The organism is Sandaracinaceae bacterium (assembly GCA_020633055.1).
GTDB lineage: Bacteria > Myxococcota_A > Polyangia > Polyangiales > Houyiibacteriaceae > JADJJE01.
The window spans coordinates 496,846-510,425 of sequence record JACKEJ010000009.1 but is presented as its reverse complement, the minus strand read 5'-3'; the positions used below and the strand labels follow the sequence as shown (position 1 = coordinate 510,425).

Annotated in this window: 12 protein-coding genes; 5 read left to right on the top strand and 7 right to left on the bottom strand. The window is 69.5% G+C overall.

The features are described from left to right. The first annotated feature begins 29 nt into the window (after positions 1 to 29). From H6726_22165 to H6726_22155, 3 genes are read left to right on the top strand one after another with little or no spacing between them, the layout of a single operon-like run. Positions 30 to 746: a response regulator transcription factor gene (locus tag H6726_22165; protein ID MCB9660365.1), complete on the top strand. Its 717-nt coding sequence runs from the start codon at positions 30 to 32 to the stop codon at positions 744 to 746. 7 nt (positions 747 to 753) lie between these two features. Beyond that, positions 754 to 2,412: a HAMP domain-containing protein gene (locus tag H6726_22160; protein ID MCB9660364.1), complete on the top strand. Its 1,659-nt coding sequence runs from the start codon at positions 754 to 756 to the stop codon at positions 2,410 to 2,412. A gap of 27 nt (positions 2,413 to 2,439) precedes the next feature. After that, positions 2,440 to 3,153 (top strand): crotonase/enoyl-CoA hydratase family protein, encoded by a 714-nt coding sequence (locus H6726_22155; protein MCB9660363.1) that lies wholly within the window; start codon positions 2,440 to 2,442, stop codon positions 3,151 to 3,153. Between the two features lie 279 nt (positions 3,154 to 3,432). Here H6726_22155 and H6726_22150 read toward each other — a convergent pair whose 3' ends face one another. From H6726_22150 to add, 6 genes are all read right to left on the bottom strand, one after another. Further along, positions 3,433 to 4,056: a response regulator transcription factor gene (locus tag H6726_22150; protein ID MCB9660362.1), complete on the bottom strand. Its 624-nt coding sequence runs from the start codon at positions 4,054 to 4,056 to the stop codon at positions 3,433 to 3,435. Between the two features lie 186 nt (positions 4,057 to 4,242). After that, positions 4,243 to 6,747: a DUF3516 domain-containing protein gene (locus tag H6726_22145; protein MCB9660361.1), complete on the bottom strand. Its 2,505-nt coding sequence runs from the start codon at positions 6,745 to 6,747 to the stop codon at positions 4,243 to 4,245. Between the two features lie 80 nt (positions 6,748 to 6,827). Next, positions 6,828 to 7,739, bottom strand: a complete 912-nt coding sequence (locus H6726_22140) for a tRNA threonylcarbamoyladenosine dehydratase (GenBank protein ID MCB9660360.1) — start codon at positions 7,737 to 7,739, stop codon at positions 6,828 to 6,830. Positions 7,740 to 7,966: 227 nt separating this feature from the next. Next, entirely contained in the window at positions 7,967 to 8,455 is a 489-nt protein-coding gene (locus H6726_22135; protein ID MCB9660359.1) for a CBS domain-containing protein, read from the bottom strand. Between the two features lie 140 nt (positions 8,456 to 8,595). Next, complete coding sequence (locus tag H6726_22130) at positions 8,596 to 9,417, bottom strand: TatD family hydrolase (protein ID MCB9660358.1); 822 nt, start codon at positions 9,415 to 9,417, stop codon at positions 8,596 to 8,598. Then, positions 9,414 to 10,562 (bottom strand): adenosine deaminase, encoded by a 1,149-nt coding sequence (add, locus tag H6726_22125; protein ID MCB9660357.1) that lies wholly within the window; start codon positions 10,560 to 10,562, stop codon positions 9,414 to 9,416. The genes H6726_22130 and add overlap by 4 nt, the downstream gene beginning before the upstream one ends. Here add and H6726_22120 point away from each other — a divergent pair. Both H6726_22120 and H6726_22115 read left to right on the top strand, forming a co-directional pair. Then, positions 10,561 to 10,977: a VOC family protein gene (locus H6726_22120; protein MCB9660356.1), complete on the top strand. Its 417-nt coding sequence runs from the start codon at positions 10,561 to 10,563 to the stop codon at positions 10,975 to 10,977. The genes add and H6726_22120 overlap by 2 nt on opposite strands. After that, positions 10,974 to 12,449 (top strand): amidase, encoded by a 1,476-nt coding sequence (locus H6726_22115; GenBank protein MCB9660355.1) that lies wholly within the window; start codon positions 10,974 to 10,976, stop codon positions 12,447 to 12,449. The genes H6726_22120 and H6726_22115 overlap by 4 nt, the downstream gene beginning before the upstream one ends. Positions 12,450 to 12,482: 33 nt before the next feature. Here the strand turns inward: H6726_22115 and H6726_22110 are convergent, their stop codons facing one another. Beyond that, positions 12,483 to 13,385 carry a hypothetical protein gene (locus tag H6726_22110; protein MCB9660354.1) on the bottom strand — a complete coding sequence of 301 codons (903 nt, stop codon included), beginning with the start codon at positions 13,383 to 13,385 and terminating at the stop codon, positions 12,483 to 12,485. Positions 13,386 to 13,580 lie beyond the last annotated feature (195 nt).

Below are 13,580 nucleotides of genomic sequence, written 5' to 3'. Positions count from 1 at the left end.
TGTCACCATCGCGGCCCATTTTACGCGCCATGAGCAACGAACTCGCACCAAGCGCACGCATCCTCGTCGTGGACGACGAGCCGGACCTCGCCGACCTCGTCGCGTTCCATCTGCGCGACGCCGGACACGACGTGGTGGTCGTGGGGAACGGGACCTCGGCGCTCAGCGAGGCGCAACGTCGGCGCCCCGACCTGATCCTGCTCGACCTGATGCTGCCCGACCTGTCGGGCACCGAGGTCTGCCGCCGGCTGCGACGCCAGGAGTCCACCCGCAGCGTCCCCGTGCTGATGCTCACCGCCAAGGGCGAAGAGGTCGACCGCGTCGTGGGCTTCGAAGTGGGCGCCGACGACTACGTGGTCAAGCCGTTCTCCCCGCGTGAGCTGGTGCTGCGGGTCGACGCCATCCTGCGGCGCGCCGCGCGGACCGAGACCGACGACGAGGGCACAGAGGCGATCGAGGTGGGCAGCCTGCTGATCGACGTGCCGCGCCACTCGGTGCAGGTCCAGGGCGAGGAGATCGCGCTGACGGCGCTCGAGTTCAAGCTCCTGCTCGACCTCGCCACCCGCATGGGCCGGGTGCAGTCCCGCGACGCCCTGCTCGAGCGCGTCTGGAACTACACGACCGGCGTCGAGACCCGCACGGTGGACACCCATGTCAAGCGCCTGCGCGAGAAGCTCGGGGCGGGCTCCAAGTACATCGAGACCGTGCGGGGCGTGGGCTATCGCATGACGCGCAGCGACGGGTGAGTGCTGGATGAAGGCGCCGAGCGGTCTGAGGCGTAGCGTCATCCTCGCCACCTTCACCGCCATGGCGCTGCTCGTCATCCTCGTCTGGGTGCTGGAGGACAGCATCGTCGACGGCGAGGCGCTGGCGGGGCAGCGCGCCGCTCTGGCGCAGGCCCTGGACGCCTACGTCGAGGCGTCCCGCGCGCCCGAGGGGTCGCTCGAGGCCATCGCCGAGCGCGTGGGCGCCGAGCACGGGTCGCGCATCCGCGAGCTCCCCAGGCAGCCCGAAGCGCGCCCCGGAGAGCAGCTGCGCACGGCCCTGGGACCCGATGGCGAGACGCGCATCATCCTCACGCGGACCCTGGAGGACGGACGACGCGTCGAGGTCCACGACATCCAGCGGCTGCGCCACCTAGTGCACGCCAGCGTGCGCACGTTGCTGCTGGTCGGCAGCCTCTCCGCCATCCTGGTGGGCCTGCTCTTGATCTGGGGCCTCACCCGCGCGCTGATCGAGCCTGCCCGGGACCTGACCAAGGTCGCGGACGCGCTGGCGGCCGGCAACCTGCGCATGCGCACGCGCAGCACGCGCCGCGACGAGCTGGGCGACATCGGCCGCGCGCTCGACCGCCTGGCCGAGCAGCTGCACGACCGCCAGGCCACGCTGCGCGCCCAGGAGGACCGCCTGACCACCATGCTCGACTCCATGGCGGAGGCCGTGTTCGTGACGGATGAGCAGGGCATGATCGACCTCACCAACGACGCCCTCGACGACCTCGTGGAGATCGAACCGCTCGGGCGCACGATCATCGAGGTCATTCGTGACGCGGACCTGCACGACGCCGTGATGGACGCCATCACCAGCGAGAACAGCGACGCGGTGCGCGAGGTGGCGTTCGACTACACCGTGGGCGAGTCGCTGCGCCACTTCGTCGCGCAGGTCGCCCGCTTGGAGCAGGGCTCAGGGGCCATCGGCGTGATCCACGACGTCACCAAGCACGTCGCCGCCGACCGTCTGAGGCGCGACTTCATCGCCAACGCCAGCCACGAGCTGCGCACGCCCGTGACCGCCATCCGCGGCTACGCCGAGACGCTCGCTGGGGGCGCAGCCAAGGATCCCAAGATGGCTTCGCGCTTCTTGGACGTGATCCTGCGGCACGCCGGGCGGCTCGAGGCTCTCGTCGACGACATGGTCTCGCTCAGCCGTGCCGAGTCCGAGCGCTCGGAGATCGCCCTCCAGCCGGTGTCGCTGTCGGCGGCGGCGCTCGAGGTCGTGGAGGGGCTCTCGGGCATGGCCGAGTCAAAGGCCATCACGGTCTCCACGGAGGAGCTCGGGGAGCTCCCCGATGCGACCGCGAACCCCCGCGGAGTGGACCAGGTGCTCATCAACCTCGTCGACAACGCCATCAAGTACACGCCCCAAGGAGGGCGCGTCTGGTTGCGCGGAGAGGTCAGTGACAGCCACGTGAGCCTTTCCGTGCTCAACAGCGGTCCTGGCATCCCCAACAAGCACGTCAGCCGCGTGTTCGAGCGCTTCTACCGCGTGGACGCAGGACGCAGCCGCGAGATCGGGGGCACGGGGCTCGGTCTGGCCATCGTCAAGCATCTCACGGCCAGCATGGGGGGCCGCATCGAGGTCGCGAGCCGGGTGGACGAGACCCGCTTTACGGTGACCTTCCCGCGTGCTTGACTGACTGACATTACCCTGGAGGTCAGCATGAACGATCTTGTGAAATACCGCGTCGAGGACGGCGTGGGAGTCATCACCATGGACGACGGCAAGGCCAACGCGGTCTCGCTGGCGCTCTTGGATGGTCTCGAGGCGGCGCTGCGGCAGGCCATCGAGGACGACGTTGTGCTGCTGCTCGAGGGGCGCGCGGGCATGTTCTCAGCCGGTTTCCACATGCCCACGCTCACCGCCAAGGGTCCCGACGCGCTGTCGATGCTGACCCGAGGCTTCGAGCTGGTGGAGAAGCTGCTGGCCTATCCCAAGCCGATGGTCACCGCCAACACCGGTCACGCCATCGCGATGGGCTGCTTCCTGCTGCTCGCCGGCGACCACCGCGTCGGTGCCGCAGGCCCCTTCAAGATCGTCGCCAACGAGGTCGCCATCGGGCTGACCATGCCCCGCACGGCGGTCGAGCTCTGTCGGCTGCGGCTGACCGCGCCCGCGTTCCAGCGCTCCATGCTCATCTCGGCCCCGTTCACGCCCGAGACGGCCCTGGCTGCCGGGCACGTCCACGAGCTGGTCGCCCCGGAGGACGTCAGCGCCAGCGCCCTCGCCACGGCAAAGCAGCTGACGAACCTGAACATGCCGGCGTTCCGGGGAACGAAGCAGCGCGTCAACGGCGATGCGCTGCGTGCCGTGCGTGCCGCCGTCGAGGCCGACAGCGCCGAGTTCGCGACGCTGTTCGGTCAGGCCGCAGGTTGAGGGCCGCTGCGGCGACCGCGCGTACACCGCGCGCCATCCCCCGGAAGGGCTACCGTGCTGCGCGTCCGCACGGAAGGTCGTGTCGACCCGACCTCGGGGTCGCACGGCTTCGACGTCCGCCCCGTTGACCTCGGGGCGGCGCCGGCTGGGTGGACGTCCCGTTGACCTCGGGGCCTCACCGTCGTTGGCGTCCGACCCCGTTGACCTCGGGGCCTCGCCGTCCTCACCGTCGTTGGCGCTCGACCCCGTTGACCTCGGGGGGACGCCGTGGCCCAGCCGTCAAGCTTGGGCGATGTCGCCGTCGTCGTAAGCAGCCACGCCGCCGCCCGAGGAGCCGAGGCCCTCGGTGCCCGCCATGCGCGCGACGAGCTCCACGCGTGAATGCACGCCGAGCTTCGAGAAGATGCGCTTCAGGTACGTGTTGACCGTGGACACGGTCAGCCCCGTCCGTGACGCGATGTCCCGCGTGCTCGAGCCGGCCACCAACAGCGAGACGACGTCACGCTCCCGAGGGGTGAGCGGCGCGCGCTTGAGGGTCGCCTCGACGGCCTCCCCGGAGCGACGTCCACCCTCGGAGGTGAGACGCGCGCAGTAGGCGATGCCGCGCGCGATCATCCGGGCACCCCAGCGGGTGAGCCGGACCTCTTCCTCACCGAAGGCACCGTGCCCGAACAGGTGCAAGGTGCCGATCACCTCCCGCCCGTTCCGCAGCGGAAGCGACAGCGACGGTTCACCCCGCGGGGGGGGCTCGCTCGTCACCGACTCCCCGTCGGCCCGCTCGATGCGGAAGCCAGTGGCCCCGACCAGTCCAGCGAGAGTGTCGCCTGCACGCTGTGGATACGTGCGCACGGGATCGAGCTGCGTGAGCTGCTCGCTCACCTCGATGAGCTGGTTGGATTGCATTGCATTGAGTTCCATATGTGCGTTTCCCCTTCTTTGAACGACAGTACAGCCCCTTTCAAGGACGCCGTCAAATCATCCAACGTCATTTTTCTACACCAGGGTAACGACACTTACCAAACCTTGGCCGAAATTCCATCTTTTTTCCGTCGGCCTCCCGGCGACGTCGCGACAGTGTGCAAGTTGCGTTCAGTCGGGCCGGTCCACGCCATCCCACCGGAGGGCGACGCCGCCCTCTTCGCGGGACGCAGCGAGGTCCACAGTCAAGCGCAGCCGCCACTCCAGGTGTTCCTCGGGGTCGAGCAGCGTCTGGCGTACATGCCATTGCTCACGATCCTCGACGAGCTCGAAGTACTTGCCGCCGCGGGCCTCCGCGTCCACACGTAGAGCGTCGTATTCCGCCCAGTATGGATCCATCGCCGCCGCCACGTCGTCCGCACGTAGCGCGGGTTGACCCGGGGTCGCCGTGAGCATGTCGACGAACGTGCGCTCGTCGCGCTGCGCGAGGGCCCGCACCAGCCGGAACGTCGCGTTGCGGACGAGCACCCGGAAGGCCTTGCGATTGGCCGTGACGTCCACGACCGTGCGCTCGTCGTCCAGCTGGGCGCGCGCTTCGTGTTCCTCGTCCAGCAGCTCGCCCCGCCGCATGCGTTCCCACTCCGACAGCAGGCTGCCGTCCACGGAGCGGATGACGACGCCCAACCACTCCACGATGTCGTCCAGCTCGTTGGTCTTGAGCTCCTCTGGGATCGTCTGCACGAGCGCCTTGTAGGCATCGGACAGATAGCGCAGCAACACGCCTTCGGCGCGGGCCAGCCCGTAGGTACGGACGTAGCCGTTGAACGTCTCGCCCTGCTCGAACATGTCGCGCGCCACGGACTTGAGCCGCAGCGAGTCGCTGCCCACCCAAGGGTGATGCTCCGCGAACATGCGGAAGGTCGCCAGCATGAACTCCGCGTTGGGCTTCGGCGCCTCGATCTTCTCCAGCTCGGCCATGCGCTCGTCGTACTCGACGCCCTGCGCCTTGAGCGCCGCCACGGCCCGGCCCTTGAGCGTGTCGACTTGCTTGTAGAGCACCGCGCCCGGGTCCTCGAGGGTCGCCTCCACCAGCGACACCAGGTCGAGCGCGTGGTCGGGGTGCTCGGGGTCGAGCGCCTGGGCGGCCTCCACCACGTAGAGCGAGAGCGCCTGGTTCAGCGAGAAGTCCGTCTGCAGATCGGCGTTGAGCTCCACCCCCCCCCGCCGCAGCGACACGATGTCCGCCTTGATCAACGAACGCAGAATGGCGAGCGCGTGCCGGCCGTGCTGGCGCTGCCGGGTTGGCGCGTCGTGGCTGGCGCGGATGAGGCGCTTCATCGCCGTGCAGCCATCCTCACGCGTAAAGACGTTCAGCATCATCCCGTGCGAGACGGCGAAGCGCGACACCAGCCGCTCGGGCTCGCCGGTGCGCAGCTTCTCGAAGGTCTGCTCGTCCCAGTGCGCATAGCCCCGCTCGGGGGGCTTGCTGGGCTTCCACTTCTTGAGCTTCTTCGGGTCGCCCGCCGCCTTCTGCTGCGCGACCTTGTTGGCAATGACGTGCTCCGGGGCCTGCACGATGACGCTGCCCTGCGTGTCGAAGCCCTTGCGACCCGCGCGCCCCGCGATCTGGTGGAAATCGCGCACGGTCAGGATCTTGGTCTTGTCCCCGTCGTACTTACAGAGCTTGGTGAAGACCACGGTACGCAGCGGGATGTTCACGCCCACGCCCAACGTGTCGGTGCCGCAGATGATCTTGAGCAGCCCCTTGGCCGCTAGACGCTCCACGGCGCGCCGGTACTTGGGCAGCATCCCGGCGTGATGCACGCCCACGCCGTGGTGCACGAAGCGCCGCAGCTCGGCGCCGAACGGCGTGTCCCAGCGGAAGCCGCTCAGCTCGTCCTTGATCTGCGCCTTCTCTTCCTTCGAGAGGAAGTCGATGCTCATCAGATCCTGCGCGTGCTCGGACGCCGCTCGCTGCGCGAAGTGCACCACGTAGATGGGTGTCTTGCCCGCCTCGAGCTGCGCCAGCAGTGTCTCGTGCAACGGCTTCTCCGCGTACTCCCAGTCGAGAGGCACGGGTCGATCCGTGGTCTTGACCAGCGCCACGGGCGCGCCCGTGAGCTGCGCGATGCCCTCCTCGAAGCGCTGGGTGTCGCCGAGGGTCGCGCTCATGAGCAGGAAGCGCGCCTGCGGCAGCGTGAGCAGCGGCACCTGCCAGGCCACGCCCCGCTCGCGCTCCGAGTAGAAGTGGAACTCGTCGATCACGACCATGTCCACGTCGGCTGCGCCGCCCTCGCGCAGCGCGAGGTTCGCGAGGATCTCGGCCGTGCAGCAGATCAGGGGCGCGTCGCGGTTGATGCTGGCGTCGCCAGTCATCATGCCGACGTTGTCCGCGCCGAAGGCCTCGCACAGCTCGAAGAACTTCTCGCTGACCAGCGCCTTGATGGGCGCCGTGTAGAACGAGCGCCCACCGTCGGCGACGGCCTTGAAGTGCGCCGCCAACGCCACCAGCGACTTCCCCGAGCCGGTGGGCGTGTTGAGGATCACGCTCTTGCCGTCGAAGAGCTCCAGGATGGCCTCCTCCTGCGCCGGGTAGAGCGACACCCCGCGCTGCGTGCAGTACGCGAGGAAGCCATCGAGCAATCCGTCGGCGGTGACCTGCCCCTCCGGGGGCATGAGCGTGAAGAGGGGTCCTTGGGGACCTGCAGGAGCCGCGGCGGGCGACCCCGTAGCCGGCGCGTCGGGGGGCGCGGCGCTCATCCGACGCCGCTCAGGACGCGCACGACGACGCTGGCCGCCGCGAGACCAAAGGCCCCGGTCACGAACGCGGCGCTGCCGTCGATGCGGTTCTTCTTGTCGCAGTCGTTGAGCCCGTTCTTGCCGCCCGGACAGACACACACGAAGCCTTGCCCCTCGTCGTATGCGAGCGGCGCCGGCTCACGGGGGACCTCCACGCTGTAGACGGCGTGCACGCCGATGGGCTGGGCGCGCTGCACGTCCACGCCGTGGTGCTTGCGCAGCAGCTTGCGGAACGCGCGCGCGAACGGATCGATCTCGGTGTCGCACAGGTCGCCGGTGCGGATCTGCGTTGGGTCCAGGCGCGCCGCGGCGCCCATGGACGACACGATCGGGATGCCGCGCTCGAGGCAGGTCGCCACGAGGTGCGCCTTGGCGGTCATGTTGTCGATGCAGTCGACCACGAAGTCGACGCGGCCGGCCAGCAGCTGCTCGGCGCTCTCCGCGTTGTAGAAGCGTGGCTCGGCCACGACCTCGGCCGTCGGGTGCACCAGCCGCAGACGCGCGGCCATGACGTCCACCTTGGGCTTACCGATCGTCCCCTTCATGGCGTGCAGCTGGCGGTTGCTGTTGGTGATGCAGACCTTGTCGAAGTCGATCAGCACCAGCTCGCCGACGCCGCTGCGCGCGAGGGCCTCGGCGGCGAACGAGCCCACGCCGCCGCAGCCCACGACGAGCACGCGCGCTCCCATCAAGGCATGCAGTCCGGGCTCGGTGAACAGGCGCGCGGCGCGGTCGAAGCGCCGCTGCGTTCGGTAGGAGCTCTCGGGTGCGTCGGCGTCGAGCGCACCGTGCTCTGGGAGAACTGGGTCGCGCGCCTCGGTGGGCGTGGGGGCGAGCGCGAGGGTGTCGGAGCTGAGAGGGAGAGTCATGGCGGGCCGATGGGAGCGAGATAGGGCACGGCGGCCCCATCAGCAAGCCCGCCGAGCAGCAAGTGTCTTCGAACGACCCTCGACATCACGCCCACGACGGCGGCTCGATCGCGACACGAACCTCGATGGCTCTGCGACCCGAGCGGGCGGCGGGTTGGCCTCGGGCGGTTGGCGCGAGGCCAACCCGCCGCTGGCGCAACGGGCACCGCGTACGTGGCGGCTCGCCGTCAATCGCCGCCGCCCACGTCGTCCATCAGACCAGGCGGCGCCGCGCGCTCCATGCAGCTCGTGCAGTACGCCACAGCGGTGGTGTGTGGGTCGAGGTGTACGTGCGAGTGCGCCCCACAGGCCGCGCAGAAGAACTGCGCGCGCGTAGCGCCTTCGCACACCAGCCCGCCGCGCAGCAGGTCACCGCGCGTCGCCACGCCCACGGGCTTACCAGCGCTCTCCACCAGGAACATGCCTTGGTCGAGGGCGAGCATGCGCATGGCGGCTTCCTCGAGCGACGCCTGCATGTCGATGCTCTCGGCCGGCACCATGTAGTGCCCGACGTAGCGGTCCAGCTGCGCGTCCGCGAGCTGACACTGCGCGCACGCCACGCCGACGATGCGGCCATGATCACACACGAGCAGGTGCTCCACCCCGCGCTCTCGCGCAGCGCCCAAGGCGTCGGCGACGCTGCACGTGGAGTGCACCATCAGCGGCTCCCGAGTCATGACGTCTGAAATTCGCATACGGCCCCCTTGCGGACGACCAGCACGACCAAGCCCACCAGAGCCGCGTAGCCATCGCGGACCTCCAGTCTACCCAGGACGCCCTCGATCAGCAATAGGCCCATCACCAACGTGCGAGAGGGTCACGCCAGCGGCCCGACACGGAACAGCCTCGCGGCGTTGTCGCGGGTCATCTCCGCCACCCGCTCCTGCGACTGCCCCCGGAGCTCCGCCAGGACGGCGAGCACGCGCGGCAGCGCGCTCGGTTCATTGCGCGGAGGGCCTCCTGACAGGCGGCCGCTCGGAGCGTCGGACTCGAGCAGCAGCGCATCGTCGGGTACCCACGCCGCAGCAGCGCGAGCCCGCTGGTGTCGCGCGTGCGTGATGGCGCCGCCGAACGCGAGCATGAACCCGAGACGGACGTAGCTGCGCGCGACGTCGACCGAACCAGAGAACGCGTGGACGACACCGCGCGGTCCAGGGGTCTCCCTGCGTGTCGTGTCTGGACGCAGCAGCTCGAGCGCTGCGGCGTGGGCGCGCACGACGTGCAGGACGAGGGGCAGCCCCGTGAGCGCGGCGGCATGCACGTGCTCGCGCAGCACGCGCTCCTGGACCGCGCTGGAGACACCACCCGCCGTCCGCTTCGAGAGCGGCCCGTCGAGACCGCACTCGCCGATCGCCACCGCGCCGAAGCACTCCGCCGCAGCCACCAGCTGGCCCGTGAGCTCGCCCTCCGGCAGCGCGGGCCCCGCGAGCGCATAGGGGTGCAGCCCGACCGCGACGTGTACGCGCACGCCTGCGTTGGTCGCTGAGGTGAGGGCGGCGGCGCGCGACCACGTGGCGGGCGAGTAGCCTGGGATGACCAGCTCGTAGACTCCCGCCGCTGCGGCGCGGGCCAGCACCGCCGCCCGATCCGCGTCGAACACGGGGAAGTCGAGGTGACAGTGCGAGTCGAAGAGCCTCACGCCTGGGAGGGCTCTTCGACGGGCTGCTGCGGGTCGTCGCGGCGATGCTCGGCGCTGTCGGCGCCATCGCTCGCGTGCCGCGCGGGGTCGACACGTCCATCCGCGTGGAAGCGCTCCAGCTCACGGGCCACGCCTCGCATGAGCTCTTGCTTCTCGTGGAACGGCAGGAACGACGCCTTGAAGCCGTTGAGCAGGATGTGCTTGATGGACGGCAGGTCGAGCCCCATGCGGGTGTGGCAGAGGTGCAGCTCGCGCGAGACCGTGGTGTCCGTGATCAGCCGGTTGTCCGTGTTGACCGTCACGCGCAGGCCGAGATCGTAGTAGAGCTTGAGCGGGTGGCTGGCGAGGTCGCGCACCGCGCCAGTCTGGACGTTGCTCGACGGACAGCACTCGAGCGCCACGCGATGGTCGTTCACGTAGTGCAGGAGATCCCCGTCCTCTCGAAGTCGACAGCCATGCCCGATCCGATGCGCCCCACAGTCGTGGAGCGCCTGGTGGATGCTCGCGGGGCCGTAGGCCTCGCCCGCGTGGATGGTGACGCTGATGTTGTTGTCGCGCACCAGCTGGAAGGCCTCGAGGTGGTGCTTGGCGGGGTGGTCGTTCTCAGCGCCCGCCAGGTCGAAGCCGACCACACCCCGGTTCTTGTAGGCCACGGCGAGCTCGGCCATCTCGACCGAGCTGTGCGGCGAGATGTTGCGGATGCCGCACAGGATGACCTGGCTCTGGATGCCGAAGTCGTGGCGGGCCTGGCGCAGCCCGGCCAGCACCGCCTCCACCACCGCCGCGCGGCCCAACCCCTCGCGCGTGTGCAGCATGGGGGAGTAGCGCACCTCCATGTAGCGCACGTTCTCCTTGGCCGCGTCTTCGGCCAGCTCGTACGCGATTCGCTGGAGAGAGGCCTCGGTCTGCATGACCCTCAGCGTGATGTCGAACGCCTTCAGGTACTCCACGAGCGAGCCCGTGTTCTCGCCCAGGTGCATGGCCCGCGAGAGGGCCTCGGGGTCGCGCGAGGGCAGCTCGACTCCTCCCTGTTCGGCCAGGTCCAAGATGGTCCCGAGGCGCAACGACCCGTCGAGGTGAACGTGCAGGTCCGTCTTGGGGAGCAGCTCGAAGAAGCTGAGCGGGAGCGGCGACGCGTTCGGCATGCATCTCGACGATAACAACCCGCCCCTGTCCGTGCTACTTCCGCTGGGGAACGGCATGCGCCTGCACCACCTCGCCCTCCGGACGCGGGATGTCCCGCGCTTGGTCGCGTTCTATCGCGATGTGCTCGGGCTCGCCCCGTGGCCGACCCAGGCGGGCAACGGCGTGTGGCTCGCGCTGGACGGGGCGGTGCTGATGATCGAAGCCGCTCAGGACGACGAGCCTGCCCCCGACCCTCGGGGACGCGACCTGATGGCGCTCGCCGCACGCGACGGCGACCTCGCACGCGCCCGCGTCCACCTACGGGCGCGGGGCGTGACGGTCGAGGCCGAGACGGCGCACACTCTCTACTTCCGCGACCCGGACGGACGGCGCGTCGCGCTGTCCGACTTCGCTTTCCCCCACGAGACACCATGACAGCACCGGCCGCCCCCCCGACCCCGAAGAGCCCCCTCGAGCTGCTGCGCGGCGGCACCGTCCGCGAGGTGGCCGAACATGTGCGTCAGCGACGGGTGAGCGCGCGCGACATGGTGGACGCGTGCATCGCCGAGGTGGAGCGCGTGAACCCCACCCTCAACGCCGTCGTCGCGACGCGCTTCGACGAAGCACGCGCCGAAGCCGAGGCCGCGGACGAACGCACGCGGGTGAGCGCCCCCGAGGACCTGCCGCCGCTGCATGGCGTGCCGTGCACCATCAAGGAGTGCTTCGCCTTGGTGGGGATGCCGCAGACCTCGGGGCTGCCCGCCCGCGTCGGGTTCCGCCCGAGCGAGGACGCACCCGCCGTGGCGCGGCTGCGCGCGGCCGGCGCCATCCCGGTCGGTGTGACCAACGTGTCGGAGCTCTGCATGTGGATGGAGAGCTTCAACCGCGTCTACGGGCGGACGAACAACCCCTACGATCCCTCCCGCATCGTGGGGGGCAGCTCGGGCGGCGAGGGGGCCATCGTGGGCTCGGGGGCCAGCCTGTTCGGCTTGGGCTCGGACGTGGGCGGGTCGATCCGCATGCCGGCCTTCTTCAACGGCGTGTTTGGACACAAGTGCAGCGCAGGTCTGATCCCCAACAGCGGCCAGTATCCGGATGGGGACGGAGACGCGGGGCGCTTCCTGAGCACTGGGCCGCTGGCCCGCTCGGCTGGCGACCTGAGCCTCGTGGTGCGCCTGCTGGCCGGTCCACACGAGAGCGACCCGAACACGCAGGCACTGTCGCTCGGGGACCCCGCCGCGGTCGACATCACGTCCCTGCGCGTGCTGCAGGTCCCCGACGATGGGCGCACCTACGTCAGCCCTGCGCTCCGCGCGAGCCAGGCACGCGTGGCCGACCACCTGCGCGCGCGCGGCTGTCGTGTGGAAGAGCGCCGCTTCACGCGGCTCCGGAAGGCCTTCGACATCTGGTCCAGCATGCTCCACGACGCGCAGGGGACGCCCTTCGCCACGTTGTTGGCGGACGGGAAGGAGTTCGCGAGCCTCCCGGAGCTCGCGAAGCTGGCGCTGCGTCGCTCCGACCACACGCTCCCGGCCGTGGTGCTGGCCGTCGGCGAGCGCATCACCGACCTGGCTCCGGGCCGCACGCGGGCGCTGGTGGAGCAGGGACGGCGCCTGCGGGCCGAGCTGGACGAAGCGCTCGCCAACGACACGATCATGCTCTATCCGCCGTACGGCATGGTCGCACCCAAGCACGACGTCCCGCTGCTGTGGCCCTTCTTGTGGGTCTACACAGCCATCCTCAACGTGATGCAGCTGCCGGTCACACAGGTCCCCCTCGGGCTGGACACGCGCGGTCTCCCGCTCGGCGTGCAGGTCGCTGCTGCACACGGGAACGATCACCTCACGCTGGCGGTCGCCGCCGAGCTCGAGCGGGCCTTCGGCGGCTGGGTGCGGCCGCGCATCTGAGCCCGGATCGCTGGGCAGGACGACCCGCGGTCGTCAGTGGGCGTTGCGCAGGGCCGTCATCAGCTCGTCCAGGCGCGCACGCTCCACGCTCACGCGTGTGGGCATACCCCCCGTCAGACCCAGGAGCGCGACCAAGTCCACCCCGCTGTCAAACGCAGCAGCCGCGGTGACGGTCGTCTCGTCGAGCACCACGGACACTCGCGCCAATTCTTGGCCGAGCAATAGCAGCAGCGTCTTGTCGTAGTGTCCGCCGCGCTCGGTCGCGTCACAGAATGCAATGTTGTTCGCGACGGTGTACCGGGTAGCCAGCCGCTGCGACTCCCGCTCTCGGCCATCGAGGGTCTTCGCGGCCTCCCGGATGGGCTCCAGCAGCCCCTTGTCCCCCGCTCCGCCCGCCAGGTAACGAACGATCACACCCTTCAGCCCGTCGTCTCGGTGCCGCGCTCGCAGCGCGCGGTCGATCAGCGCCGCTCGTTCACTGGGCTCCCCCAGGCGAGTGTCGATCGCCCGCGCGTCGGCGTCCGCCCCCACATAAGGCTCGATACCCCCACGAATCCACTTGGCCGCGCTGCACAGGCCGTCGAAGTCGACGTGGCAGCAGATGGTCTGGACCGGTCCCGCGAACGCCACCCGCTCCGGCGTCACCAGCTCGGGACAGGCCCCGTGCTGGGCCTTCGTTCGCAAGACGAAGCGGGGGTCGTCCGCGTAGCGCTCGTGCATCTCGTGATCGTGGTGATCGATCCACATCGCGAGGCGATCGCCGAGCCCGTCGAGGAAGGGCTTGGTGACTCCTTCGAAGCTCGCACCCCCTGCATTTGCCGCAAAAGCGACGTCCAACACCACCACCCGCCCAGGCAACGACTTGGCCCGCGGGAGCTTGCGCGGGGTCCCGTAGGCCAGCTGCGGGAAGGGAGAGAGTGGGCGCTCGACGGTCATGAGCGGTCCATCGTGGCGCAATTCGAGGCTCGCGCAACACCGCCCTCACCGGCTCGAAACATCGCCGAAACAATGCCCAAACCAGGCGCGAAAAGGGCGTCTCATTTTGCGTTTCGGTGCTGATCACGAAACAGAGCGGAAATGTTGCGCGGCCATGGTCAATCCAACAGTCGAGGTGAACGGACCTCGCCGGAA